26 protein-coding genes and 1 tRNA gene are annotated in these 24,963 nt (G+C 42.0%); 4 read left to right on the forward strand and 23 right to left on the reverse strand.

Features of this window, described 5'->3' with window-relative positions; translation table 11 throughout:
* Nucleotides 1-70 precede the first annotated feature (70 nt).
* Complete coding sequence (locus RWS39_RS02500; RefSeq protein WP_314480105.1) at nt 71-772, reverse strand: ion transporter; 702 nt, start codon at nt 770-772, stop codon at nt 71-73.
* 180 nt (nt 773-952) lie between these two features.
* Here RWS39_RS02500 and leuS point away from each other — a divergent pair, with 180 nt between their 5' ends.
* Complete coding sequence (gene leuS, locus RWS39_RS02505; protein WP_314480108.1) at nt 953-3,454, forward strand: leucine--tRNA ligase; 2,502 nt, start codon at nt 953-955, stop codon at nt 3,452-3,454.
* Nucleotides 3,455-3,786: 332 nt separating this feature from the next.
* Complete coding sequence (locus tag RWS39_RS02510) at nt 3,787-4,476, forward strand: VIT1/CCC1 transporter family protein (protein ID WP_314480111.1); 690 nt, start codon at nt 3,787-3,789, stop codon at nt 4,474-4,476.
* An 82-nt stretch (nt 4,477-4,558) separates the two neighbouring features.
* Here the strand turns inward: RWS39_RS02510 and tsf are convergent, their stop codons facing one another.
* Together tsf and rpsB are read right to left on the reverse strand one after the other, a co-directional pair.
* Nucleotides 4,559-5,602, reverse strand: a complete 1,044-nt coding sequence (tsf, locus tag RWS39_RS02515; RefSeq protein WP_125387218.1) for a translation elongation factor Ts — start codon at nt 5,600-5,602, stop codon at nt 4,559-4,561.
* An 81-nt stretch (nt 5,603-5,683) separates the two neighbouring features.
* Nucleotides 5,684-6,466, reverse strand: coding sequence for a 30S ribosomal protein S2 (gene rpsB / locus RWS39_RS02520; RefSeq protein WP_015605907.1), 783 nt, complete (start codon nt 6,464-6,466; stop codon nt 5,684-5,686).
* Nucleotides 6,467-6,741: 275 nt separating this feature from the next.
* Here rpsB and RWS39_RS02525 point away from each other — a divergent pair.
* Nucleotides 6,742-6,812, forward strand: a tRNA-Cys gene (locus RWS39_RS02525).
* Nucleotides 6,813-7,012: 200 nt separating this feature from the next.
* Here the strand turns inward: RWS39_RS02525 and nusG are convergent.
* The 4 genes from nusG to pbp2a all read right to left on the reverse strand — a co-directional run bounded on the left by nusG (nt 7,013) and on the right by pbp2a (nt 10,468).
* A complete protein-coding gene (gene nusG, locus RWS39_RS02530; RefSeq protein ID WP_314480117.1) occupies nt 7,013-7,549 on the reverse strand; it encodes a transcription termination/antitermination protein NusG in 537 nt (178 codons plus the stop codon).
* Between the two features lie 294 nt (nt 7,550-7,843).
* Complete coding sequence (secE, locus tag RWS39_RS02535; RefSeq protein WP_005592084.1) at nt 7,844-8,023, reverse strand: preprotein translocase subunit SecE; 180 nt, start codon at nt 8,021-8,023, stop codon at nt 7,844-7,846.
* Nucleotides 8,024-8,032: 9 nt separating this feature from the next.
* Complete coding sequence (gene rpmG, locus RWS39_RS02540; protein WP_015605910.1) at nt 8,033-8,185, reverse strand: 50S ribosomal protein L33; 153 nt, start codon at nt 8,183-8,185, stop codon at nt 8,033-8,035.
* A gap of 60 nt (nt 8,186-8,245) precedes the next feature.
* Nucleotides 8,246-10,468 carry a penicillin-binding protein PBP2A gene (gene pbp2a, locus RWS39_RS02545; RefSeq protein ID WP_314480120.1) on the reverse strand — a complete coding sequence of 741 codons (2,223 nt, stop codon included), beginning with the start codon at nt 10,466-10,468 and terminating at the stop codon, nt 8,246-8,248.
* 151 nt (nt 10,469-10,619) lie between these two features.
* On the opposite strand from pbp2a, the gene RWS39_RS02550 reads away from it, so the two are divergent.
* On the forward strand, nt 10,620-11,507 hold the full coding sequence (locus RWS39_RS02550; RefSeq protein WP_125372650.1) for an RluA family pseudouridine synthase: 888 nt from the start codon (nt 10,620-10,622) through the stop codon (nt 11,505-11,507).
* 333 nt (nt 11,508-11,840) lie between these two features.
* Here the strand turns inward: RWS39_RS02550 and RWS39_RS02555 are convergent, their stop codons facing one another.
* The 16 genes from RWS39_RS02555 to RWS39_RS02630 form a co-directional block, all read right to left on the reverse strand.
* A complete protein-coding gene (locus tag RWS39_RS02555) occupies nt 11,841-13,034 on the reverse strand; it encodes an acetate kinase (RefSeq protein WP_314480125.1) in 1,194 nt (397 codons plus the stop codon).
* Nucleotides 13,035-13,069: 35 nt separating this feature from the next.
* Nucleotides 13,070-14,035: a class I SAM-dependent methyltransferase gene (locus RWS39_RS02560; protein ID WP_314480129.1), complete on the reverse strand. Its 966-nt coding sequence runs from the start codon at nt 14,033-14,035 to the stop codon at nt 13,070-13,072.
* An 80-nt stretch (nt 14,036-14,115) separates the two neighbouring features.
* Entirely contained in the window at nt 14,116-14,514 is a 399-nt protein-coding gene (gene comGG, locus RWS39_RS02565; RefSeq protein ID WP_125370861.1) for a competence type IV pilus minor pilin ComGG, read from the reverse strand.
* Nucleotides 14,495-14,932 carry a competence type IV pilus minor pilin ComGF gene (comGF, locus tag RWS39_RS02570; RefSeq protein ID WP_125382903.1) on the reverse strand — a complete coding sequence of 146 codons (438 nt, stop codon included), beginning with the start codon at nt 14,930-14,932 and terminating at the stop codon, nt 14,495-14,497. The genes comGG and comGF overlap by 20 nt, the downstream gene beginning before the upstream one ends.
* A complete protein-coding gene (gene comGE, locus RWS39_RS02575) occupies nt 14,916-15,209 on the reverse strand; it encodes a competence type IV pilus minor pilin ComGE (RefSeq protein WP_185760525.1) in 294 nt (97 codons plus the stop codon). Before comGE ends, comGF begins: the two co-directional genes overlap by 17 nt.
* On the reverse strand, nt 15,175-15,609 hold the full coding sequence (gene comGD / locus RWS39_RS02580; protein WP_314480137.1) for a competence type IV pilus minor pilin ComGD: 435 nt from the start codon (nt 15,607-15,609) through the stop codon (nt 15,175-15,177). The genes comGE and comGD overlap by 35 nt, the downstream gene beginning before the upstream one ends.
* Nucleotides 15,569-15,886: a competence type IV pilus major pilin ComGC gene (gene comGC, locus RWS39_RS02585; RefSeq protein WP_048791611.1), complete on the reverse strand. Its 318-nt coding sequence runs from the start codon at nt 15,884-15,886 to the stop codon at nt 15,569-15,571. Before comGC ends, comGD begins: the two co-directional genes overlap by 41 nt.
* The gene (gene comGB / locus RWS39_RS02590) at nt 15,883-16,899 is read right to left on the reverse strand and encodes a competence type IV pilus assembly protein ComGB (RefSeq protein ID WP_048791610.1); all 1,017 of its coding nucleotides are present in this window, start codon (nt 16,897-16,899) and stop codon (nt 15,883-15,885) included. Before comGB ends, comGC begins: the two co-directional genes overlap by 4 nt.
* Nucleotides 16,847-17,788 carry a competence type IV pilus ATPase ComGA gene (gene comGA, locus RWS39_RS02595; protein ID WP_048791609.1) on the reverse strand — a complete coding sequence of 314 codons (942 nt, stop codon included), beginning with the start codon at nt 17,786-17,788 and terminating at the stop codon, nt 16,847-16,849. Before comGA ends, comGB begins: the two co-directional genes overlap by 53 nt.
* An 85-nt stretch (nt 17,789-17,873) precedes the next feature.
* Nucleotides 17,874-18,245 (reverse strand): DUF1033 family protein, encoded by a 372-nt coding sequence (locus RWS39_RS02600; RefSeq protein WP_048791608.1) that lies wholly within the window; start codon nt 18,243-18,245, stop codon nt 17,874-17,876.
* Between the two features lie 134 nt (nt 18,246-18,379).
* The gene (locus RWS39_RS02605; protein WP_048791607.1) at nt 18,380-19,648 is read right to left on the reverse strand and encodes a CapA family protein; all 1,269 of its coding nucleotides are present in this window, start codon (nt 19,646-19,648) and stop codon (nt 18,380-18,382) included.
* Nucleotides 19,649-19,890: 242 nt separating this feature from the next.
* On the reverse strand, nt 19,891-20,118 hold the full coding sequence (gene comW / locus RWS39_RS02610; RefSeq protein ID WP_314480145.1) for a sigma(X)-activator ComW: 228 nt from the start codon (nt 20,116-20,118) through the stop codon (nt 19,891-19,893).
* A gap of 181 nt (nt 20,119-20,299) precedes the next feature.
* Complete coding sequence (locus RWS39_RS02615; protein ID WP_314480147.1) at nt 20,300-21,538, reverse strand: nucleotide sugar dehydrogenase; 1,239 nt, start codon at nt 21,536-21,538, stop codon at nt 20,300-20,302.
* Nucleotides 21,539-21,578: 40 nt separating this feature from the next.
* The gene (locus RWS39_RS02620) at nt 21,579-22,967 is read right to left on the reverse strand and encodes a flippase (protein ID WP_161800487.1); all 1,389 of its coding nucleotides are present in this window, start codon (nt 22,965-22,967) and stop codon (nt 21,579-21,581) included.
* A 24-nt stretch (nt 22,968-22,991) separates the two neighbouring features.
* A complete protein-coding gene (locus tag RWS39_RS02625) occupies nt 22,992-23,906 on the reverse strand; it encodes a glycosyltransferase family 2 protein (RefSeq protein WP_048791604.1) in 915 nt (304 codons plus the stop codon).
* Between the two features lie 8 nt (nt 23,907-23,914).
* On the reverse strand, nt 23,915-24,946 hold the full coding sequence (locus RWS39_RS02630; protein ID WP_048791603.1) for a polysaccharide pyruvyl transferase family protein: 1,032 nt from the start codon (nt 24,944-24,946) through the stop codon (nt 23,915-23,917).
* Nucleotides 24,947-24,963 lie beyond the last annotated feature (17 nt).

Raw genomic sequence — 24,963 nt, forward strand, 5'->3', positions numbered from 1 at the left:
GACTTCAATAATATTTAATTAAACAAAAAACCTGCTCAGGAAGGCCATTAGAGCCTTCCCGAACAGGTTTTTATAGTTCTTTGATTTCTTTCATATAGCCAGCTGTGATGATACCAGCGGGCAGAGCCACAATGGCGATTCCTAAAAAGGAAGAAATCATGGTAATAATTTTTCCAGTCGTTGAAACTGCATAGATATCACCATAACCAACCGTCGTCAAGGAGATGGTTGCCCAGTAGAGGGCGTCAAAAAAATTAGGAAACGTGCTGGGTTCTACATTAAAAATGATAAGGGCAGAGATGAAGATATAGCCGAGAGCCAAAAGGCCCACGATCATCAAACTGTCCTTCTGCTTTTTTAGGACATTGGTCAGTATTTGGATATTTTTAGAATAGCGAATAAACTTAAAGACCCGCAAGATACGAAGCATGCGCAAAATCTTAAAGAGCCGCAAACTATTATTTAACAAAAAGAGAGAAGGCAAAAGGCAGAGCAAATCAGCCAGAGCCAGAAAGGTAAAAGGATAGAGGAAAAAAGAAAGCTTCCCCTTTCCCAATTTATAATCAGCCGTTAGAAGCCGAAGGATGTAGTCAATAATAAAAATAATCGTTGACACAAAATCCAACCACATGAAGATTCCGGTGTGACTTTTGGTGGTCAGGGGGATCAGGCTGACAATAATGGTCAGGAACATAAGCACATCATAGGCTTTTTCAATAGCATTTTCCTTTTGATGAGGCTCAATAATCTGAAATAAAATCTTTCTTGTCATCCTCAACCTCACTTTTTTAAACTTGCTTTCATTCTATCTATTTTTAAAAATAAGTCAAGGTCGATCCACAAAGATTTTCTTCATTCTCTTTCGTCGGTTGCTTTCAAAATCCCTTGAAAATGGTATAATAGATAGAAACGTGTTTAGAACACAGAAAAGATCGTTGGAGAGTAGATGATTATGGCAACTTACAATCACAAAGAAATCGAGCCCAAGTGGCAGAAATACTGGGCTGAGCACCATACATTCAAGACAGGTACCGACAAGGACAAGCCTAACTTTTATGCGCTGGATATGTTCCCTTATCCATCAGGAGCTGGTCTGCACGTAGGACACCCTGAAGGCTACACAGCGACGGATATCCTCAGCCGCTACAAGCGCGCGCAAGGCTACAATGTCCTTCATCCTATGGGCTGGGATGCCTTTGGTCTGCCAGCTGAGCAGTACGCTATGGATACAGGGAATGACCCGGCTGACTTTACAGCAGAAAACATTGCCAACTTCAAACGCCAAATCAATGCGCTTGGTTTTTCTTACGACTGGGATCGGGAAGTCAACACCACTGATCCTAACTACTACAAGTGGACCCAGTGGATTTTCACCAAGCTCTACGAAAAAGGCTTGGCTTATGAAGCTGAAGTGCCAGTAAACTGGGTTGAAGAGCTGGGAACGGCTATTGCCAATGAGGAAGTCCTGCCAGACGGCACTTCTGAGCGCGGTGGTTATCCAGTCGTCCGCAAGCCTATGCGTCAGTGGATGCTGAAAATCACAGCTTATGCAGAACGTTTGCTCAATGACTTAGAGGAGCTGGACTGGCCTGAGTCTATCAAGGACATGCAACGCAACTGGATTGGAAAATCAACCGGTGCCAATGTAACCTTCAAGATTAAGGACACAGACAAGGACTTCACCGTCTTTACGACTCGTCCGGACACTCTTTTTGGTGCGACCTATGCTGTTTTGGCTCCAGAGCATGCACTTGTTGACGCTATTACAAGTGCCGAACAAGCCCAAGCAGTAGCAGACTACAAACATGCAGCCAGCCTCAAATCAGATCTAGCTCGGACTGATTTGGCTAAGGAGAAGACCGGTGTCTGGACAGGGGCTTATGCCATCAATCCTGTCAATGGCAAGGAAATCCCAATCTGGATTGCCGACTATGTGCTTGCAAGCTACGGAACAGGGGCTATCATGGCCGTTCCTGCGCATGATGAGCGCGACTGGGAGTTTGCTAAGCAGTTTGATTTAGAGATTATTCCGGTTCTAGAGGGTGGCAATGTTGCTGAAGCTGCTTACACAGAAGACGGTCCGCATATTAACTCTGGCTTCCTAGATGGTTTGGACAAGGCTTCCGCTATTGACAAGATGGTTGCTTGGCTGGAAGCGGAAGGTGTCGGAAATGAAAAAGTCACTTATCGCCTGCGCGACTGGCTCTTTAGCCGTCAACGCTACTGGGGTGAGCCGATTCCAATTATTCATTGGGAAGACGGCACTTCAACGGCTGTCCCTGAAAATGAACTACCGCTTGTCCTGCCTGTAACCAAGGACATCCGCCCTTCTGGTACCGGTGAAAGCCCTCTGGCCAATCTGACTGACTGGCTGGAAGTGACTCGCGAAGACGGTGTTAAAGGACGCCGCGAAACCAACACCATGCCTCAATGGGCAGGTTCTAGCTGGTATTACCTGCGTTACATCGACCCGCACAATAATGAGAAATTAGCAGACGAAGAGCTGCTCAAGGCCTGGCTTCCTGTTGACATTTACATCGGTGGTGCAGAGCATGCCGTGCTCCACCTCCTCTACGCTCGCTTCTGGCACAAATTCCTTTATGACCTCGGTGTCGTTCCAACAAAAGAGCCTTTCCAAAAACTCTTTAACCAAGGGATGATCTTGGGAACAAGCTACCGTGATAGCCGTGGTGCTCTGGTGGCGACTGACAAGGTCGAAAAACGTGATGGTTCTTTCTTCAATATCGAAACGGGAGAAGAACTGGAACAGGCACCTGCTAAGATGTCTAAATCTCTGAAGAATGTGGTCAACCCAGACGATGTGGTGGAGCAATACGGTGCTGATACACTTCGTGTCTATGAAATGTTCATGGGGCCGTTGGATGCATCCATCGCTTGGAGCGAGGAAGGTCTGGAAGGTAGCCGCAAGTTCCTAGATCGTGTCTACCGTTTGATTACAAGCAAAGAAATCGTTGCGGATAACAATGGTGCTCTCGACAAGGTATACAACGAAACAGTCAAGTCTGTCACAGAGCAGATTGAGGAGCTCAAGTTTAACACAGCTATTGCTCAACTCATGATCTTTGTCAATGCAGCCAACAAGGAAGAAAAACTCTATGTCGAATATGCTAAAGGATTCATTCAATTGCTGGCACCTTTTGCACCGCACTTGGCTGAAGAACTCTGGCAGGCAGTTGCCCAAACAGACGAGAGCATCTCCTATGTAGCTTGGCCAACTTATGACGAAAGCAAGCTGGTTGAAGCAGAAGTCGAAATCGTCGTTCAAATCAAGGGTAAGGTTCGTGCTAAGTTAGTTGTAGCCAAGGACCTGAGCCGTGAGGAACTGCAAGAAATCGCTCTGGCAGATGAGAAAATCAAGTCTGAAATCGCTGGCAAAGAAGTTGTAAAAGTCATTAGCGTGCCGAATAAACTAGTTAATATCGTGGTAAAATAAGCAGTTTGGTGCAACATTATAGTGATTAGAAAAAAGGAGGCTGGGACAAAAGTCCTAGCCTCTCAATTGTCTTTGGATTGTTGAGCAAGACGCAGTGGTTGAGTGGGCTCTACTACGCTGACTTCATCAGCTTTTACAGCCCTACTCAACTGTGCGGAGGTGGGACGACGAAATCGAATTCTAACGAATTACCGATTTCTGTCCCACTCTCTTTTTTGATAGGAATTTTCCCTTAAATCGTCGGACTTTTCTCATTTTCCGACTTTCACTTGCTATCGTCAGTTTTTTATTTATAATAATTATAAATAAAAAGAAAAAAGAAAAGTTTCAGAATGAAAGAACATAAGATTGATAAAAATTTTAGTGGCCGCCTGAATATTTTGCGGGCTGGGGTTTTGGGAGCCAACGACGGTATTATTTCTATCGCAGGGGTGGTCATCGGGGTAGCCAGTGCGACAGAAGATGTTTGGATTATCTTTCTGTCTGGTCTGGCTGCTGTCTTTGCAGGTGCCTTTTCTATGGCTGGCGGGGAGTATGTATCCGTCTCCACTCAGAAGGACTCTGAGGAGGCTGCAGTAGCTAGAGTGCGAGAACTCTTAGAAAAGAATCCCGATATCGCCAGACAGTCCCTCTACGCCTCCTACGTCCAAAATGGTGAGTGCGAGACTTCTGCCCAACTCTTGACCAATCGCGCCTTCTTGCAGGATCCGCTCAAGGCCTTGGTGGAAGAAAAGTACGGCATTGAGGTCGAAGAGTTCACTAATCCTTGGTATGCAGCTATATCCAGCTTTCTAGCCTTTGCCATAGGTGCAATTTTCCCCATGTTGACCATCGTTTTGCTTCCGGCTAGCTATCGGATTCCAGCGACCGTCCTTGTTGTAGCTCTTTCCCTCTTGGGAACTGGCTATACCAGTGCAAAATTGGGACAGACACCCATTAAAAATGCCATGATCCGTAACCTCACCATCGGACTTTTGACCATGACTGTTACCTATCTCGTAGGCCAGTTCTTCTCAATTTAAAAGAAAAACTATTCAGGCCAGCATAATAAAAAGATTGAAAAGAAATGATTTCTCTTCAATCTTTTTTTGTTATAAACTTAGATTAGTTTTGGCCAAGAGCAGCTGCCATTGTTGCTGCAACTTCTGATTCGAAGTCGTTAGCTGCTTTTTCAATACCTTCACCAACTTCAAAGCGAACAAACTCAACTACTGAAGCATTCACTGATTCAAGGTAAGCTTCAACTGTCTTGCTGTCATCCATGATGTACACTTGTGCAAGAAGTGTATAAGCTTGGTCAACTTTAGTGTTGTCAAGCAAGAAGCGATCCATTTTACCTGGGATGATCTTGTCCCAGATTTTTTCTGGTTTGCCTTCTGCAGCCAATTCAGCTTTGATATCAGCTTCAGCTTGTGCAATCACTTCGTCAGTCAACTGAGCTTTTGAACCATATTTCAAGTGTGGAAGTGCTGGCTTGTCAACCATAGCGCGGCTTTCATTGTCTTGATCGATAGCGTGGTTCAATTGTGCCAATTCATCTTTAACAAATTGCTCATCCAATTCTTTGTATGAAAGAACAGTTGGTTTCATCGCAGCAATGTGCATAGAAATTTGTTTTGCAAGAGCGTCATCGCCACCGTCAATCACTGAAACAACACCGATACGGCCACCATTGTGTTGGTAAGCACCGAAGTGTTGAGCATCAGTCTTTTCAACCAAAGCAAAACGACGGAATGAGATTTTTTCTCCGATAGTTGCAGTTGCAGATACGTATGCAGCTTCAAGAGTTTCACCTGAAGGCATTGTCAATGCAAACGCTTCTTCGTTGTTAGCTGGCTTGCCTTCTGCGATAACTTTTGCAGTAGTATTTACCAATTCAACGAATTGAGCGTTTTTCGCAACAAAGTCAGTTTCTGCATTGACTTCAACGATAGCTGCAACGTTACCATCCACATAAACGCCTGTCAAACCTTCAGCGGCAACACGGTCAGCTTTCTTAGCTGCTTTTGCCATACCTTTTTCGCGAAGCAATTCAATCGCTTTTTCGATGTCACCATCTGTTTCAACCAATGCTTTCTTAGCGTCCATGACACCAGCACCAGATTTTTCGCGCAATTCTTTTACAAGCTTAGCTGTAATTTCTGCCATTTTTCTTCTCCTATGTTTACTATTTTTAAATAAAGGGGCTGGGCTGAGCCCCGCCCCTTTAGGTTAATTGACTTATGAAAATTATGCGTTGTCGCCTTCTACAACTTCAACGATTTCTTCGATTGAGTCTGCTTGAGTTTCAGTTGCAGCAAATTCTGCTTCAACAGTCGCTACAGCGTCCTCACCTTGACGACCTTCGATAACAGCGTCAGCCATTTTCGCAGTGATCAATTTAACGGCACGGATTGCGTCGTCGTTAGCAGGGATAATCACATCGATATCGTCTGGATCAGTGTTTGTGTCAACCATCGCAACTACTGGAATACCAAGTTTCTTAGCTTCCTTAACAGCGATTTGCTCTTTATGAGGGTCAACGATGTACATTACATCTGGGATGCGAGGCATATCTTCGATACCACCCAAGAATTTTTCAAGACGAGCACGTTGTTTGTTCAAAAGTGCTACTTCTTTCTTAGGAAGAACTTCGAAGATTCCTTCTTCTTCCATACGTTTGATTTCTTTCAAACGAGCAACACGTTTTTGGATAGTTGTCCAGTTTGTAAGAGTTCCACCCAACCAACGGTGGTTGATGTAGTATTGACCAGCACGTTCTGCTTCTTCTTTTACAGCTTCAGCAGCTTGCTTTTTAGTACCAACAAACAAGATAACTGCATCGTTTGCAGCTGCATCACGCATGAAGTCATAAGCTTGATCTGCGTATTTTACAGTTTGCTGAAGGTCGATAACGTGGATACCGTTACGCTCAGTGAAGATGTACTTAGCCATCTTAGGGTTCCAGCGACGAGTTTGGTGACCAAAGTGAACACCAGCCTCAAGAAGTTGTTTCATTGAAATTACTGCCATGAGTAAATTCTCCTTTTTGTTTTTTTCCTCTTTTAGATTTCAGCTCGCAGAGCTACCAATCGGCAACGGCTCCACAATTCATCTAAAATGAGTATTTTTGCCGTTTAAACGGCATCTACTATCATATCAAATTTTCTCGCTTTTGACAAGTCTTTGGACACTATTTTCTCGCTTTGATTCAGCCCATCTGCTAGCCATCCTTCAAGAAATTCTCACTTAAGTCGGGTCAAGCTCTTGACGAACAGGCCGTTTTAAGGTAGAATAGTAAGAGTTGTGGCGGTATAGCCAAGTGGTAAGGCACGGCTCTGCAAAAGCTTGATCGTCGGTTCAAATCCGTCTACCGCCTTTTTTATCGGTTTAAATCCGACTTTATACTAACCTAAAAGCCTGATTTTTCAGGCTTTTTTTGTTTGTCTTTTTTACGTCATTGGTCAAGTTTAATGAGTTGCAAAGATGCCAGAAGCACCAGTCTTTGTCTAACACCTCAGCGCTGCTAGCAAAAAAGAGCGGAAAATGCTTTCCGGCTCCTTTTAGTGCATTTCAAAATTATAATTCAGCAATTTGGCTGAGGTTGACTTCGGCAACCGTGTCATTTCCAAACATAGAGATAATCATCTTGACCTTATTATTGTCAATTTCCGTGATTTTGCCAGTATAGTTAGCAAAAGCACCGTCAATGATGCGAACTGTATCGCCCACTTTAACATTCAAGTCAAATTCTTGAACCGTTTGTCCCATAGAAATCAGAATGCTACGGATTTCTTCCTCCAAGAGCGGCGTTGGTTTCGAACGGTTTCCGTGTGAACCTACAAATCCAGTTACGTTTGGTGTATTCCGCACGACAAACCAAGCTTCGTCCGTCATAACCATCTCAACCAATACATAACCTGGGAAGCGGTTTTCTTCGACTTCCTTGCTCTTACCGTTTTTCTCGACTTGCACGGTCTGAGTCGGAATTTCCACGCGCAGGATATTTTCCAGCATATTATAGGTCTGAGCACGTTGCAAGAGATTTTCCTTTACCTTATTTTCATAGCCTGAGTAGGTTTGCAGTACAAACCAGCCTTTATCAAAACTGTCCATGTTTTGTCCTTTCCTAAATAAAAAAGCCTAAGGCTTCTGCTTGATATCTAGCCTTATTATACCATAAAATCTAAAATTACAAAGCATTTTGATAAATATTTTACAGACAAATGAGAGTGGGACAGAAATCGGTAATTCGTTAGAATTCGATTTCGTCGTCCCACCTCCGCACAGTTGAGTAGGGCTGTAAAAGCTGATGAAATCAGCCTAGTAGAGCCCACTCAACCACTGCGTCTTGCTCGATAATCCAAAGACAATTGAGAGGCTAGGACTTTTGTCCCAGCCTCATCTTTCTTATGAAAACATGTTGATTATGCGGAAGAGACCGCTGGCAACTACCTTATCAAAAATATAGATGACAACAGCAAAGAATGCTGTGTATTCCATTACGGAAAGGAAATCGGTCCATCTTTCTTTACGGGTAGGCCAAGTTGTATCTCGTAGCAAAACAAAAACATCTTTAATGAATTTCACAACTATCTCCTATCTGGTTTCTTTATGCAGTGTATATTTACTGCAGTGTTTACAATATTTATTCACTTCTAGACGCGTAGGTTTTGGAGTGCTACTAAGTTTGATTGAGTAGTTTCGTGACCCACAAACTGTACACGCTAGACTCGCTTTTTTTAATGCCATGACGCCTCCATTCCCCTTATTATAGCAGTTTTCTACTTCTTTGACAAGCCGTTTAGACGATTAATGGAACCAGCCAGTAATGGTATCCCATAGATTTTTGGCTTTTTCAGTAATCCCAGACTCATCGATAGCTTTCTTGGCATCATCTACCAGGTTTTGCGCCCGCTCTTGGACATCTTTCAGGAAGTCTTTATTTTCGCTAGTCGTATTCGTTTGACCAGTTCCGTAGGTATCGACTGGGGAAATTCCATTTTCCGCGTAAGCATTTTTCTCACCCGAGAAGGAAGTTCCTTCCGTATAAGGCAGGATCGTATTGGCTACATTGCGGAAAATAGCCGAAGCTTCATTGGCACTGGTTCCAGTCAGATAGTGAGTTTCATCCGTCTTAGGGAAGCCCAGCCATTGGCTGATAACCACATCTGGTGTGTAGCCGATGACCCACTGGTCTCCTGACAAATCAGGGTTAAAATCAGTCTCTGTCGTTCCTGTCTTTCCAGCCATTGTATAGCCATACGGAGCTGCATAGACTCCCGTCCCGTTTGAGAAAGTTCCCAGCATCATACTGGTCATCTTTTCCGTAGTCGAGCGGTTGAGGACGCGGGTTGAAGTCTGCCGGTGGGTTTTGACAACCTGACCACTGGCATTTTCTATCTTAGTGATAAGATGGGCATCATTCATAACTCCATCATTCGCAAAAACTGAATAGGCTTGAGCCATCTGAAGCGGATTGGTCGTCACTCCGCTTCCCAGAGCCACACCTAGATTCTGTTCTACCTTGTCCATATTAAGGCCAAACTTTTTGCCGTACTCAAAGGTCTTGCTCACGCCTAATTCATCCACCGTTGAAACCGCGGGGATATTGAGGGATTCAGCCAAGGCTTGATACATTGGAACCGTTGGTGAACTTTGGATATTGCCGTAGTTATTAACCTTATAGTCACCAAAAACTGTCCGACTATTATCTAGTTCCTTATCCGTTGACCAGCCGGCTGCTATAGCTGGACTGTAGGCCACCAAAGGCTTGATGGTTGAGCCTGGGCTACGAGCAGACTGGGTCGCATAGTTGAAAGTCCGAAAAGCAGAGCCATCAGCACTGTTGACACGGCCAACCAGAGCCCGAACACCACCCGTCTTAGGATCCAGTGCTACGCTTCCTGACTCGGCCCGCGTCCCGTCTTCAGCTAGTGGGAAGAGATCGACATTGCTATAGATGACCTGCATGCTGGCTTGGTAATTTTGGTCCAATTCGGTGTAAATCCGATAGCCGTTGTTGACGATTTCTTCCTCCGTCAGACCGTAATCATTGACCGCTTCATTGATAACCGCATCAAAATAAGATGGGTAGCGATAGTCTTCTGACTTACCTTCGTAGGCATCGACTAGCTGACCTCCAATACCAATCGTCGCAGCCTGATCCGCCGTCGCCTGATCAATGTAACCTGCCGCTACCATATTTTGAAGAACGGTGTCACGACGATTGGTCGCATTCTCAATTGAATACAGGGGATTATATAGCTCTGGTCCTTTGAGCATGCCAGCTAGGACCGCTGATTGATCTAGGCTGAGCTGACTGGCAGATACACCAAAATATTTCTTGCTGGCATCTTCCACGCCCCAAACCCCATTTCCAAAATAAGAGTTATTGAGGTACATGGTCAAGATTTCCTGCTTGCTGTATTTTTTGTTAATTTCCAAAGCTAGGAAAAATTCCTTGGCCTTGCGCTCAATGGTCTGATCTTGAGAAAGATAGGCATTCTTGGCCAACTGCTGCGTGATAGTCGATCCACCGCCCGAACGCCCCGCAGTTAAAATAGCTAGGAAGAAGCGACTGTAGTTAATCCCGCCATTCTTATAAAATGATCGGTCTTCTGTCGCAATCACGGCATTCTGCAAGTCCTGACTGATGGCCTCCAATTCGACATAGGTGCCCTTTTGCCCAGACAAGCTGCCCGCTTCATTTCCATCCTTATCATAAATCAAAGTCGTGGCTTTAAGAGCATTCTGCAAGTCTTTGACATTGGTCGTCTTGGCTACATAAAAAAGATAGCCACCAACCACTAGACCAAAGGTCAAGCCGAGAATCAAGAATATCTTGGTCAGATGGAACCTGCGCCAAAAGCGGCGGAAGGGATGCTGAGACAGGGGCTTCTTACGATTCTTACCAGAGCGGCTATAGCTAGGTTCAGGTGTCTCGCCTTCCAACTCCTCAGCAACTTTTTTCTGAGGATGATCCGTTTTAAACATATTGACTAATTTTTCAAATATATCATTTAATTTCTTCATAAAACATATTTTATCACCTTATCCATGCAGACACAAGGCACGACTCCGCTACTTTCTACTCCTTTTAGCTTTCTTTAAGGAAATAGCAGATCTGCTTTCCTCTTTCCAACGAAGCATTTCCAAATGGGCTAGTTTTTGCTACAATGAAAACATGAAATTTACTATTACCATTCCCGCAAGTCTACCTTCAATGACCATCAAAGAATTACTAGAAGGCCAACTGCTCATTCCTCGTAAGATTCGTCACTTTCTCCGAACCAAGAAACATGTCTTGGTCAACGGTGAGTCCATCCATTGGCAAACTTTGGTCAAGCCTGGCGACAGCATTCAACTGACCTTTGACAAAGAGGACTATCCAGAAAAAGAACTACCTGCAGGCCAGCCTCATCTGGTCGAGGAGCTTTATCAGGACGAGCATCTCATCATCGTCAATAAGCCCCACGGCATGAAAAGCCATGCCAATGAGCCGACGGAAGTCGCTCTGCTCAATCATGTTTCAAGCTATGTCGGCCAAACCTGCTATGTCGTCCACCGACTGGACAAAGAAACCAGCGGCGCTATCCTGTTTGCCAAAAATCCCTTTGTCCTCCCCATTCTCAACCGCCTCTTGGAAAACAAAGAAATCTCCCGCGAATATTGGGCCCTTGCCCAAGGGAAATTCCCCAGCAAGACCATCGTATACAAAGATAAAATCGGACGCGACCGCCATGACCGACGGAAACGCCTCGTTGATCCGAAAAAGGGGCTCTACGCCGAGACTCATGTAGCCCGACTCAAGGACTTTGGCAACACGACTCTGCTCAAATGTCAATTGAAAACAGGACGGACTCACCAAATCCGCGTCCATCTCGCCCATCACGGCCATCCCATCATCGGTGACCCTCTCTACCATCCCCAACCCCAAGGTCGCCTCATGCTCCATGCCCATCGCCTAACATTGACTCATCCATTCAGCCTAGAAACCATCAACGTGGAAGCACCGTCAGAGAGTTTTGAAGCAGAAATCAAACGGCACAGAAGCAAGGCTAGAAATCGATAGCTTGCCTGATTGCCGAGTCTCCAAGGCTAGCACTCCAGACACTCAACTAGCTGCAGCCTCTAGAAGAGTCAGATTTTTTACCAAAAAATATAAGTAGCTTCAAAGACGATTCCCTACCGGACATCGTCTTTTTCTTCTCATCTATCTAGCAACTTAGCACGCCAGATATCAACAAGCAGCAATCTTATCTTGATAGGTCATATGCCTTATGCCAAATTGCTACCCAGTCCATCTTTGACTACTAGCACCTCCACCTCGCTTTGAATCATCCTATTTAACCAAAGAATAATCACAAAGTCACAAGAAAAAGCTCAGCCTAGCTGAGCTTTTTGATTATTGATTTTTAAAACGTTCTACATCACGCGCAATGACTAACTCTTCATCTGTCGGGATGACCAGAACTCTGACTTTAGCAGCTTCTGTTGAAATATCTCCTGTAGCACCAAAGAAATTCTTCTCTGGATCAACATCGCAGCCAAACCAAGAGATCCCTTCGATAACCATGCGACGGATAGTCACAGAGTTTTCACCGATACCAGCTGTAAAGATAATGGCGTCTGCTCCATTTAAAACAGCTAAATACTGACCAATGTATTTTTGAATGCGATCCACAAAAATTTCATTTGCCAATAGTGCCTTTTCATCACCCGCACGCATAGCTTCATGAATATCGCGCATATCACTTGATTTCTCTGAAACGCCCAACAGTCCAGATTCACGATTCAAAATTCGACTAATATCTTCTGGCGTGTTGAAGTCATCTGTATGCTGCATCAAGTATGGAATAATCGCTGGATCAATGTCACCCGTACGTGTTCCCATCATAACCCCACCAAGAGGCGTGAAGCCCATAGAAGTATCCACCGAACGCCCCTTATCAACTGCTGTGATAGAAGCACCGTTTCCGATGTGGCAAGTGATGAGTTTCAATTCTTCAATCGGTTTACCCAAAAGTTTTGCAGCTTCGTGGGCTACATACTCATGGCTAGTTCCATGCGCTCCGTATTTACGAACTTTATTTTCAGTATAATACTTAGTTGGCAGTGGATAGCGGTAAGCCTTTTCTGGCATAGTTGTGTGGAAAGATGTATCAAAAACAGCCACACTGGTAATGTCTGGAAGAATTTCCTTGAAAGCACGGATACCGTCAGCATTGGCAGGATTGTGTAGAGGAGCTAGCAGAGACAACTCTTCAATCTTTTTCAACACATCGTCCGTCACAAGAGCTGATTCCTTGAAATACTCGCCTCCAGCTACGACACGGTGCCCAACACCTGTGATTTCATCATAAGATTGAATAATTTCAAATCGTTTCAAATCATCCAATAAAATTTTCACAGCTTGTGTATGGTCAGCAATATCTAAGGTTTGGCGTTCAGAACGACCATCAAATTTAACTGTAGAGATTGAGTCCTTGAGACCAATCCGCTCAATCAAACCTTTAGCCAGCACCTTTTCTTCTGGCATTGAATAAAGTTGCCATTTTACACTCGAACTTCCAGCATTGATAGAAATAGTTTTTGACATCTCGTCACCTCTTTAAGCGTTTTCAAACTATTATATCAGAAATTTGTTCGAATTTCACTAACTTTGACCCAGTTTTGAAAACTTTCACGAAACTTCAAGATTTCATCCTGACTTTGCAAGTCCTGCAAAGGGTAGATAAAAGGCTGGATGTCTGATTCGCCTTGTTTTCTCAGGACAAATATCGTCTTAGCATTCTGTCGGCTCGCGAAAATCTTCTCTGGTAGGGAAATCATTGCCAAGAGCTGGGCACTAGAAAGCAGCCATTTTTTCAGCAGATGACTTTGAGGGCTCGTCAGCAGATTATTTGGCGCGAGAAAGATAGCATAGCCCCCCGGTTTCAAATATTTTAACGATTGTTCCATCAAGAGATGATGGGCGTAAGTATGCTCGTCTGGACTGGCAACCTCATAACGAGCCGCCACGGCATCATCTGGATAATAGCCCACCGGCAAATCACTGACAATCAAGTCGCTTTCTTTCAGAACCTGAGGCCGCACCGCATCTCCTTGAGCAAAGTGTGCCTTAGAATTCATAACTTCGGCAATGCTAGCAGACAAATCAATCAGCAAGTCGTCAATTTCTAGGCCCAGATAATCCATGGTTTTTTGTGTGTGGTTGAGCAGAGTCTCCGCCAAATTGCCTGTCCCACTGCCGATCTCCAGCAAATCGACTCTCTCGTCTTGGGCCAACTGGTCAATCAAAAAACTCAGCAAAAAGCCGACCGAATCCGGTGTGAACTGGTGATTAGCTTGGAGTGGCTCTGTCTGAGAAGCCTTCATGAAAATAAACTGATAAGCCCGACGCCACTCCTCCTTGGTCAAATGCAGGGCACGAAGTTTCTCATTATTTTTCAGAATTTCTTGTAATTCTGTATCTCCGTCCAGATAAATTCCATTCTGCTCAATCAAGGCATCATAAAAATTAGTCCCCAGCACATTTTGGATATTTTGCACGTTTTCTAAAAGTAGATGAAAAGCTCGTTCTATTTTTTCAAATTTCATGGCATCCTCCGTTGTCTTATGATACCAAAAAGAAGCCCTCTTTCCAAGGGCTATCGGATTACAAATCTTTTACATTTATATTAGTTGCTTCTCTTGTCAGTTGAAGGAGAGGGCGCTTTAGTTTTTTTAGTATCTTTGGAGTCTTTAGCTTCTTTGTCCTTCTTCTCTGGCTCCTTTTTGCTCTCAAAATAGAAAGAATAGCTCTTCTGATTGGCGAGTTGGCTACTGACTTCCAGCATATTTCCCTGCCTGCGATAATGGGTGCTCCCTTGGTCGAAGACTAATTGCCCGCTCTCCTCTGTGGCAGTCTCCTTGGTCAAAACAGCCAAGGCATAGGCTTCTGTCCGCTCCCGATTGGCTTGAAAGAGGCGCTGATTGGCCACCTGCCGATTCAGATAAAATTGCAAGAGCAAGCTGAAGACCGCTGCCATGAAGAGGGCATAGAGCAAAATGCCTGCCTTAACTTTTATCTTGAACACGATAGATGTACTCTCTTTCTAAATTATTTTCAAACCGGAAGCGAAAGCGAACAAGGTTCCCCTCCTGACTGATCGGAGCAGCCTTGAGCCCATAGACCATGGGCTGATAGCCACGTCCCGAAGCATCCGTCTTGCGGAAATCATCACTCCGAGATTTGCCCAAAGCTATATTTTTGCCATCCTGTTTGACATAGATTTTGTCGTTTTCGACTCGGTCAAATTGGCTGCGCGATAGCTCCGTCTCCAACTGATCGACAAATAAGAGCCATTCCTGCTGCTTATTTTCCTGTTGATGTCGCAGTTCAAAAGCCAGAAGCTTGGTCATCGACTGAAAGACCAATATACCACCGCTCAAGACCAGCAGGGCGACTAGAGTCTCTAAAAGTGTAAAAGCTTTGATTTTAACGTTTTTTAACACTGAGCACCTTCTCCTCTTGGTGATAGACGGTTAATTGCTGGTCTGTTTTAACCTGGCGGACTGTGATGCCGTTGACTGTCAGATTTTCCTGTCCCGTCTGCATGGCCATCCGAGCAACCCGCAGCACTTCCTCCTCCTGCAATAAGCGAATCTGCTCCTGCCGCGACTGACTAATCTGGCCAAGCAGGAGGCTGGCAATAGCCGCAAAAACCGCCATTGCCACCAGAGCCTCCAGCAAAATGCTAGCCTTCATTCGTCGTCTTTTTAAATTTTCCATTGCCCATATAAAGCTGGTAAACAACCTTTTTATCCTCCGTTTGAAAAACAATCTTGCTGAGCGAAGAATTCCCGCCAGCCTGGTCAAACTGAATGGTCTGAGGAGCATGTTCCTGTAAAGTCTTGGGAAACTCCACCTGCTGGTAGCCGTTGGAGATATTGCGCTCCGAAATGGTCAATTTGATCTTTTCATGTCCAGCCACACTTAGCTTTTGGCTCTCCTGATAAAGATACTCAAATTCCATGAAAAACAGCTGCTCCTGTACTTGATTGAAACCAGCCTGGACAGAGCCAGATAAACCTAATAAAATGAAACTGACCACAAATAAAGCCAGGAGACTTTCTAACAGCGTAAAAGCCTTAATCCGCAACTGCACGAACTTCACTGCTGTTTTTTCCATAGTAAGCCTTATAGGATGCCACCTGCTTATCGGTAATCCGACCATCGGCAACTAATTTTCCTAGAGTAGCTTTTTCATTAACATTCTTCAATTCATAAAGCTCAGCCTGACTTTCTACCACCTTGACTACAGCCGCATTGCCCGTATCTGAAACAGCATCCTTCTGCTTGGTCAAATTTGGGACAAACAAGAGCATCAAGACACTGATGATTAAAAGGACGACTAACATTTCCACCAGAGTGAAGGCTTTAACTTTCAAAGTTTTTAATTTTTTCATAATTGAATCTCCATATTCTGATAAATTGGCAGCAACATGGCTGCATAAAGCAAAACAATAACAAGGGCGACAAAGACAAAAACGAGAGGCTGAATCAAATTCATGGCCCGATTGATTCTCAGGAAAAACTCCTCCCAAGTCTTTTCGGCATACAGTTCCAATTCGTCACCCAACTTGGACTTGACCTCGCCGTATTCGATGATTAAGGCCAGCTCTTTCTTAAAGAAGGGATAGGTGCTGACCTTCTCGGCGTAGCCCTGACCTGCACCCAGAGCCGTCTCCAAGTCTCGTCCCAGCTCCTGAAAGAGCTGAGAAGGCTGGTCCTGCATGATGAGAAAGATCTGACTCAATTCCAATCCTTGCCCAATCATATTTCCCCATTCACGCGCATAGTAGGCCGTCAGATAAGCCCGCACTAAGGTGCCAACAAAAGGAAACTTGGCCAAACGGCTGAAAAATCTCATCTTAGAGCTCTTGCGATAATAGAGCCAGCCACCGCAAATCAGCAAGCAATTCACCAGAGCGCCTCCCAGAAAGATCTGCGGTAGATAATGAATGAACTGAGTGGCCATATTTTGACTGTCCAGCTGAGGCAAGAGATAATTACGCAAGCCCAGCATGATCAGTACTAGAAACCCAAGCAGCATCAGGGGATAAGTCCCCACCTCAATCAATTTCTTACGGACCTTGGATAGATTTTCCAGATAATCTTCGATTTTACCCAAACTAAGATTTAGATTTCCGTGCAACTCAGACAAAGATAGCTGGGTGACCACATTATCGGAAAAGCCCAAACGCTTCATAATCTGGGAAAATGACTGGCCAGCAGCCAAACCCGAACGCATTTCCGCGACATAGGCCTCCTCTAAAAGGGCACTCCGCCGCAGAAAATCAACAATCTCCGCCAAATGAAAACCACTGGTGAAGAGATTACGAAACAGCTCGATAATTTTCTTTTGCTTAGGCGTAGATAATTTTTTCCGCCTGCCTCTGATCAGCTGTGATATGTCCATCTGCAAAAAGCTGGTCAATCTGCTGGTTCCAGAGACTGGCTTCGTGCTTTTGATAGTTTTGGTTGACAAAGTCGATCACACCTCCTCCCCCGATTAAACGCTGGTAACAAACGCCCTGTAATACCATGCGCAGCTCATCCTCACTGACACCCAGCTCTAACAGCCGCTCATAGACTCCGCGAATACTCTTAGCATGGATAGTTGAAAAGACCGTTGCCCCTGTCAAACTAGCCCTTACCACCGCACGAGCCGTTTCTTGGTCTCGGATTTCACCGATAATCAAGAGGTCCGGTCTGTGACGCAGAGATAGCTTGATGAGGCTGTCATAGGTCATCCCGATAGTTTCATTCAATTGAAGCTGGAGCATATTTTCCTGCTTGATTTCCACAGGGTCTTCGATAGACATGACCTGTTGCTGCCCAAATCTCATCTGAGCCAGCTGGTGCATCAGCGTCGTCTTTCCACTGCCAACTGGCCCTGAAAACAGATAAAGGCCGCGAGAATTTACTTTTTTACGAAGATCAGGCAGATTGTCAAACCAGAAACGCAACTCACGCTCCTCATCGTGTAAGAGCCGAATCACCAAGCTCTCATAGCCACGGTAATCGCCGACGGTCGAAAGACGGAGCGAAACTGTGACCTCTCCACAATCATAATCGCAGGACCCTAACTGGCTGCGCCTCTTCTCTCCAACATTCATGCCTGAGACAAACTTAAAATGGCTGATGACTGACGATAATAAATCAAAATCATAGGTCTGAATGAAGCGCCGCTCATCTCCCACCCGCATATAAAGCTCATAGCAGGAACTCTTGGGAATCAGATAGACATCTTGAGCTGCTTCCTGCCTGGCCAATTGAATCATTTCCTTTGCAATTTTTTGAACCATAAGTCCTCCTCACCTTACTATTCGCACAAAATAAGAAAAAATAAAAAAAGAATGAAGAAATTTTCTTCATTCTTTGACTTCTATCTTATCTAGCCCGCACTTTAATTTTGCAAATACGGTGTTTTTCAGTAGCATTTTGCTTGCGGTAGCCTGGACGATACTTGCTCTTGGGGATCTTGCTTTCATTTTCTAACAAAAGCAGGGAGTGGTATTGCTGAATATCTTCATTGCACTCCTCACACCAACGTTGATCGGCCGGATCCCAGAAAATCGTCATAAGATCACTGCGGCTTTTATAAAGTGGCGATGCTTCAGACATCTCTAGCCAGCGGTTCTTATAGTATTTGAGGGCAGTATAATAATCATCGAAATACCTTTTCTCAATGATATCGTCCTCCCAACCGTCTAAAAACCACCAGGGCTCATAATCGCCATACATTTCTATTACGCTGTACATACCTGTCCCCTTTTGTATCCTATATTATATATAAAATTCTTTGATAACGAAACTATTTTGCTCGTAGGCTTTATAATAGTTCGTTTCTCATCAAAGAAAAGTAAAGAAACAAAAGGGAGTGTCCTTTTTTGTGCTTATTTCCAATTCAGATGCACATGCTCTTTCATTTCCTTATAGGCCGTATCAATCCGATCTTTGGTCGCCTGATCCAGCTGATTGCGATATTTTCCACCCTCGATGAAATCTTCTAAGATAAGGGTTTGATAAGTGTAAAGCGGGTAACCCTCTGGTGAGTAAGTTCCCTTTTCCACACGGCTGACCCAGCTTGGATGTGCCTGAGCTGTTTTGATAATGGTCCCCTTGTCCGTCTTTTCAATGGTCACATCCATCAAGACGCCACGCTCGGTCCATTCAGCCGTGTCCACACCAGCCATGGTTTCAATCCGCTGGTTAGAGATAAAATTCCCCATGGAGTAGATAATCAGCTTCTTCTGACCATCTTTTTCAAGGACTTCTGAAGGTTGCACCACGTGCGGATGCCCGCCAAAAATGATGTCCGCTCCCCAGTCCACCATCTTGTGGTAGAGCTCGATCTGCTCCTCATTTGGCTCCAGCTGGTATTCGACACCCGTCTGTGGCATGACTACTGTAATGTCCGCTTCTTTCTCCGCCTGCTCAATCTCCGCCTTCATCTTCTCTTCATCAAAGGTAGACAGGTGATGATCGACCTCCTCCTGTCTGAGATTGGACTCCAAGCCATTAAAACCATAGGAGTAAGCCAGAATAGCAATCTTGATGCCTTTTACTTCTTTGATCAGGATAGGCGATTTATCCCTATTTTTGTGAATATAGACACCGACTGGGCTAATCCCGTGATCTTCAAAGGCTTTGGCAGTCGTAAAGACTCCCTCCAGCCCTGAGTCTAGGATGTGATTATGGGCTAGATCCACCACTTGGTAGCCAGCATCTTTGATGGCGGGAACAACAGCCTCTGGAGCATTGAAAAGCGGATAGCCTGCCAAAGGATAGTCCGAACGAATGGTCCCTTCAAAATCCCCTAAGACCAAGTCGCCTTGCTGGAGCCAGTCCTTGACATAGGTGAAATTTTCCGAAAAATCATAGCTGCCATCTACCTTTTGAGCGCTCATATAAAGCCCATCGTGGTACAAAAGGTCGCCATTCGCCATAATGCGAACCGTTTTTGAGTCATCCTTCTTTCCTGCTACCGAGGAGGACTTGGAAGCATCTTTAGCAACATTCCTATCTCTTCCCTTAGGCAGCCCCATGATGCTTTGGAAGAATAAAATGGCAGTCGCTGATACAAATACCGCTCCCAGCAGGGCAAGGATAAAGGCACGGTTGCTTAATGCTACTTGTCGCTTGGTTCCAGATCTTTTCTCCATTTTGCCAACCTCCGTATTACTTATATTTTATCATAAATTATCCCCCCAAGGGAATAAAAAAGAGTCTGGGACAAAAGTCCTAGCCTCTCAATTGTCTTTGGGTTGTCGAGCAAGACGCAGTGGTTGAGTGGGCTCTACTACGCTGATTTCATCAGCTTTTACAGCCCTACTCAACTGTGCGGAGGTGGGACGACGAAATCGAATTCTAACCAATTACCGATTTCTGTCCCACTCTCTAAATATCAGGCCGAGCTCGGCATCAAGGACTGCAAATACCAGCGATAAGCCACCCGATAGTGATAGGCATTAAAAAACTTCATCTCCCCAATACCATAGCGCATCAAATAGTAAATCAGATAACGCAGATGCAGACTTTCCCACTCCATACTAGCCTTTTGACAATGAGCATACTCATCCTCAAGCTCCCCATAGTAATCTCTGAACTGATTATAAATTTCTTGAATTTCCATTATAACTCCAATCTTTTTGCTTTAACACTAGTTTATCGCAAAAAGGAGAGGTTTTGGGGCAAGAATCTTATCCTGTCTCATTTTAGAGCTGAAAGGTAGGGTTAGTCACTAGAAAATGACATTTCAGGGAATATTTTTGACATTTGGGGGTTGGGATTTTTTTCAAGCAATGTGAATAATCTTAATCTCGCTTAAAAATATCCCTAGTGTAGACTTTTTCTTTTACATCTTCTAAGCTTTCATCAAAACGATTAGCAATAATTACTTGACTAAGTTCTTTAAATTTTTTGAAGTCATTAACTACCTTACTACCAAAGAAAGTAACGCTATCCTCAAGCGTTGGCTCATAAATAATAATGGTGACACCCTTGGCTTTCAGACGTTTCATAACACCTTGAATAGAAGATTGCCTGAAATTATCTGAATCACTTTTCATTGTCAAACGATAGACACCTACAGTAATATCTCGCTCCTTAGCTGGTTCATAAGACTCATTGCCAACATAAGCACCAGCAAGATCTAAAATTCGATCAGCAATATAATCTTTTCTTGTACGATTACTTTGTACAATCGCTGTCATCATATCCTGAGGAACATCAGAGTAATTTGCAAGAAGTTGCTTGGTATCTTTAGGAAGACAATAGCCACCATAACCGAAGGAAGGATTGTTATAGTGAGAACCAATCCGTGGATCCAAACAAACTCCATCAATAATAGCTTGAGTGTCCAGCCCCTTCATCTCAGAATAAGTATCCAGCTCATTAAAATAAGAAACACGCAAAGCAAGATAAGTATTCGCAAAAAGCTTTACTGCTTCAGCTTCTGTAAAACCCATATACAATGTATCAATATCTTCTTTTAAAGCCCCTTCTTGAAGCAGTCCAGCGAAAGTTTCGGCAGCACTTACCAAGCGCTCATTATTTTTATCTGTTCCTAAAATAATTCGACTCGGATACAGATTATCATAAAGCGCTTTTGACTCCCGCAAAAACTCAGGGCTAAACAAGATATTTTCAGTCTGAAATTTCTTTCGTACTGACTCTGTATAGCCCACAGGAACCGTACTTTTAATCACCATGATTGCCTCAGGATTATATTTCAGCACTGTTTCAATAACTGACTCTACGGCAGATGTATCAAAGAAATTCTTTTTCGGATCATAATTCGTCGGAGCTGCAATGACGACAAAGTCTGCGTCTCTATAAGCAGTCTCTGCATCTACGGTTGCTACCAATCCCAACTCTTTCTCGGCTAAATACTGCTCAATATAATCATCTTGTATGGGCGATTTCTTGGCATTAATCAAATCAACCTTCTCTTGAATAATATCAACAGCTGTTACCTGATGGTGCTGTGCCAATAATACAGCTATTGAAAGACCGACATAACCTGTTCCTGCTACTGCTATTTGTTTTCTCATAATTTTCTTTTTTCTATTTTTCTATAAAACCAATACAATATTATTTTCTCTTAAATTTTCTTCTATAAAGCATCGAAAAAATACAAGAATAATAAAAGATTCCTATAGCTATTTTTACACATAGACTATAAAATAAAGAAATACCTTGCCACTCTATATTATATAAAAACATGAAGAGCGGTAGTCCCGTGATAGAAATTAAAACAGCTTCTAAAATATATTTATGAATTTTAAATTCTTTATTCACTCTAATAGTCTGAAATACTGTTACTGCAATTTCTGCTCCCAAAGTAGCAAACGCTGCACCAACTGCACCTATAGAAGGAATCAAAAAATAATTAATTATAACATTTACTAACGCTCCAACCATTACAGATTGAATTAAAATAGAATCCTTTTGAAGCGGCAAAAGATACTGAGTTCTAAAAACATTTGAAAAAGCTAAAAATAAGCAACTAGGTAATAAAATCAAAAATAATATAACACAGATTTCAAATCCCTTTCCATAGAATATAGGAACAAACTCTTTTGATACTCCCATAATTCCAAAACTCATTGAAGAAGAAAGAAACATTACAAATCTGATACTTTTTCCTATTAAGATTTTACTTTGCTTCTCATCTTTTTTTACAAGATTACTAACCTTGGGCAACATAACATTTCCCAAGGCAGTAATAAAAGCCATCGGAACTTGAATAATTCTTTCAGCCGATTCATAAAATCCCAACTGTTCATTAGAATTCATAGCCCCTAACATAATTTTAGCCATTATTTTATAAATACTCACAGCTAGCACTGTTACAAAAAGAAATAGATTTGGTTTTAAATGACTCAATACTTCCTTCAAGTTAGGTTTATAGAATGAAAGTTTGCGTATCGCATCCGGCCATAAAATAATCTGGGTAAGTAGGAGATTACTACAAAGTAAAAATGTATACATTGGTAAATCAGATGATTTTTTAACAAATATAAATATAGATGCTGTAACTATTAACTTAGAAAGCATATTTCTTATAGTTGTTTTTTTAAATTCTTCAATTCCCCAAAAAAACCAATTTATGTCAACAGATGCTGACAATGTATACATAAAAAAGAGAGAACTCAATAAAATATTATTAGATATAAAAAATATATAAAATAAGTAAATACAGTTTATAAATACCCCTAATATCAATTGTAAGCTATATATATTCCAAAAAACCCGACTACACCTTGTAATATCATCTCTATTCTTAGCAATTTCCCGACTACCATAATTATTAAGACCAAGCATAATAAATATCACATAATAATATGCTATTGAATTATGGTAAGAAAATTCTCCAAGCGCTTGAGGCCCCAACACCCTTGAAAGATAAGGTGTAGTTAACAAAGGAATTATTAATAGTAGCACTTGATAGAGAGAACTATATATAAAATTTCTTCTCAAAGTAATAACATTCTCACTTTCTTATCAGACAACTCTTTTAAAAAAATCTTTTAAAAATAATAATCTAGCGCCTCTCCCTCTAAAAATCAGCCACATAAATTGATAAAACATTATCTTTAAATTATAATTCGAACTGTATATAAAATAATAAACTGATTTTTTTAAATTTCTAAAATACCATTCAGCTGAATCAATCAACAAGTGTTCCGCTTCAACTTTTTTATATATACGCCTTTTTTCTTCCAAGGTTTGAATAATGAAACTTATTGGAAACGCTTTTTTAGATATATTAGAATCGTGAATACGATAAGCAGCCACCGCTTCATTAAATATATATACATCGCCAGATAGAATGCCGTTCAAATATATACAGGTATCATTAACCATTTTGAATTTATCTATTCCCGATTTTTTTAATAAGTCGGTATTAAAAAAACTACTTAGGGTTGACTGAGGCTTCGGATAGTTATAATCAAAATATTGTAAATATTTCTCTTTCTTTACTAGTCCTTCTATATTTAAATCTACTTTATTTAAAAAACATCCATTAGAATATGGGATTGTTGAAGCTATAAACGCTCCTATATCCTTATTAGTTTCAAATACTTCTTTGACTAATTCAAAAATACTAGAATTAATATAAAAATCATCATCATCCATAAAAGCAACTACACTTCCTCGAGCAATATATAATCCTTTAAAACGAGAAATATGGGCAAATTGTTTTGCATGATTTTTTTTATAAACTATACAAATATTAGAGGGAAGCCGCTGAGACATTTCTTTTATGACTCGTTCCGTCCCATCAGTAGAAGCATCATCAATGACAATTAATTCTAAACTAACTTTTCTCTGTGGAATAATACTCTCAATAGCTTCTTGTAAAAATTTCTCTCTATTATACGTTGGAATAACAATAGAAATATCTATATCACTCATATTTTATCCTACAACTTACTTATTAATTGCTCTATCCCTAAATCACTATACTCTTTAATTTGCTCATAATTATAATTATCATTTAAGTATTCTTTTTCAAATGTTCTAATTTTATGAGAAATTACAATTGGTATTATTTTATTGTCACTACATAGTCCCATAATCATTGCATGCATACGTCCCGTTAGTATTACTTTTGAGCGACTGAATAAATTAATTAAATCATCTATTTTTTGTGCCTCGCATAGTTCAACCGAAATTTCTTTTGTCTCTAAATATTTTTTAAAATTCAAACATTCTCTAGCATCCGACGTTGTAGTTGCTGACAGCACTATTTTATAATCGTTATTATAGAATTGCCTTACTTTATCATACAAGTCAGTATAGTAATTATCTTCAGTTATCTCATAACCAAAAGAATGTCTCGCAACTTCGTAATTATATGGCATAACTACCATTATATTCTCTTTTCTTTTATTTGGAACGATAAGACTAAATGCAACATCAGGAGATACTACTGCTTTAACGTTAAACAGCTCCTCAAAAGCTTGTTGACTTTCTAAATCACGACAATTAATAAACCTCGCATATTTTATTCCTTTAGAATATCTATTGATTTCACTCTGAGACAAATTGGAATCCACTCCTACTCCATAAATAAATAATGGAATATTATTTTTTCGAGCTATACTAGACCAAAAATTAAAACAATATGAAAAAACTGTTTTATGTTTTATTAGCTGCCCTCCACCTATGATAATTCCTGAATAGTCAGCCAAATTAATGCGAGAAAGTGTCCTCTTAAGATTTCGTTTAAAGAGAAAATGATATTTCAAAAAATTAGGTGCTTTTCGTTTGAATTTTTGATAACTAGTGACGGTAGTAACATTATAATTCACTCTCTGCTCTTTATCTAACGCATAACCAATATTATTGACTTCTATATTTTTCTTCTCAAGATATCTGCTAAGCATATTACTTAGAAGATTATCACCCAAATTATCACTATTAAACTGATTTATTAATAGAACTTTTTTCATAACTTTACCTTTCAAAC

The sequence above is a fragment of the Streptococcus cristatus genome, assembly GCF_963529205.1.
GTDB classification, from domain to species: Bacteria; Bacillota; Bacilli; order Lactobacillales; family Streptococcaceae; genus Streptococcus; species Streptococcus cristatus_O.

What these genes read in the sequence shown, in the direction of transcription:
- comGD (WP_314480137.1), bottom strand. Translation starts at nt 15,609, where the DNA reads ATGGAAAAAACAGCAGTGAAGTTCGTGCAGTTGCGGATTAAGGCTTTT.
- nusG (WP_314480117.1), bottom strand. Translation starts at nt 7,549, where the DNA reads ATGGACAGTTTTGATAAAGGCTGGTTTGTACTGCAAACCTACTCAGGC.
- tsf (WP_125387218.1), bottom strand. Translation starts at nt 5,602, where the DNA reads ATGGCAGAAATTACAGCTAAGCTTGTAAAAGAATTGCGCGAAAAATCT.
- pbp2a (WP_314480120.1), bottom strand. Translation starts at nt 10,468, where the DNA reads ATGAAGAAATTAAATGATATATTTGAAAAATTAGTCAATATGTTTAAA.
- RWS39_RS02625 (WP_048791604.1), bottom strand. Translation starts at nt 23,906, where the DNA reads ATGAGTGATATAGATATTTCTATTGTTATTCCAACGTATAATAGAGAG.
- RWS39_RS02560 (WP_314480129.1), bottom strand. Translation starts at nt 14,035, where the DNA reads ATGAAATTTGAAAAAATAGAACGAGCTTTTCATCTACTTTTAGAAAAC.
- comGA (WP_048791609.1), bottom strand. Translation starts at nt 17,788, where the DNA reads ATGGTTCAAAAAATTGCAAAGGAAATGATTCAATTGGCCAGGCAGGAA.
- RWS39_RS02605 (WP_048791607.1), bottom strand. Translation starts at nt 19,648, where the DNA reads ATGGAGAAAAGATCTGGAACCAAGCGACAAGTAGCATTAAGCAACCGT.
- comGC (WP_048791611.1), bottom strand. Translation starts at nt 15,886, where the DNA reads ATGAAAAAATTAAAAACTTTGAAAGTTAAAGCCTTCACTCTGGTGGAA.
- RWS39_RS02500 (WP_314480105.1), bottom strand. Translation starts at nt 772, where the DNA reads ATGACAAGAAAGATTTTATTTCAGATTATTGAGCCTCATCAAAAGGAA.
- comGB (WP_048791610.1), bottom strand. Translation starts at nt 16,899, where the DNA reads ATGGACATATCACAGCTGATCAGAGGCAGGCGGAAAAAATTATCTACG.
- leuS (WP_314480108.1), top strand. Translation starts at nt 953, where the DNA reads ATGGCAACTTACAATCACAAAGAAATCGAGCCCAAGTGGCAGAAATAC.
- RWS39_RS02550 (WP_125372650.1), top strand. Translation starts at nt 10,620, where the DNA reads ATGAAATTTACTATTACCATTCCCGCAAGTCTACCTTCAATGACCATC.
- RWS39_RS02600 (WP_048791608.1), bottom strand. Translation starts at nt 18,245, where the DNA reads ATGTACAGCGTAATAGAAATGTATGGCGATTATGAGCCCTGGTGGTTT.
- comGE (WP_185760525.1), bottom strand. Translation starts at nt 15,209, where the DNA reads ATGGAAAATTTAAAAAGACGACGAATGAAGGCTAGCATTTTGCTGGAG.
- RWS39_RS02615 (WP_314480147.1), bottom strand. Translation starts at nt 21,538, where the DNA reads ATGAGAAAACAAATAGCAGTAGCAGGAACAGGTTATGTCGGTCTTTCA.
- rpsB (WP_015605907.1), bottom strand. Translation starts at nt 6,466, where the DNA reads ATGGCAGTAATTTCAATGAAACAACTTCTTGAGGCTGGTGTTCACTTT.
- RWS39_RS02555 (WP_314480125.1), bottom strand. Translation starts at nt 13,034, where the DNA reads ATGTCAAAAACTATTTCTATCAATGCTGGAAGTTCGAGTGTAAAATGG.
- comW (WP_314480145.1), bottom strand. Translation starts at nt 20,118, where the DNA reads ATGGAAATTCAAGAAATTTATAATCAGTTCAGAGATTACTATGGGGAG.
- RWS39_RS02510 (WP_314480111.1), top strand. Translation starts at nt 3,787, where the DNA reads ATGAAAGAACATAAGATTGATAAAAATTTTAGTGGCCGCCTGAATATT.
- RWS39_RS02630 (WP_048791603.1), bottom strand. Translation starts at nt 24,946, where the DNA reads ATGAAAAAAGTTCTATTAATAAATCAGTTTAATAGTGATAATTTGGGT.
- rpmG (WP_015605910.1), bottom strand. Translation starts at nt 8,185, where the DNA reads ATGGCATTAAAAAAAGCGAGTCTAGCGTGTACAGTTTGTGGGTCACGA.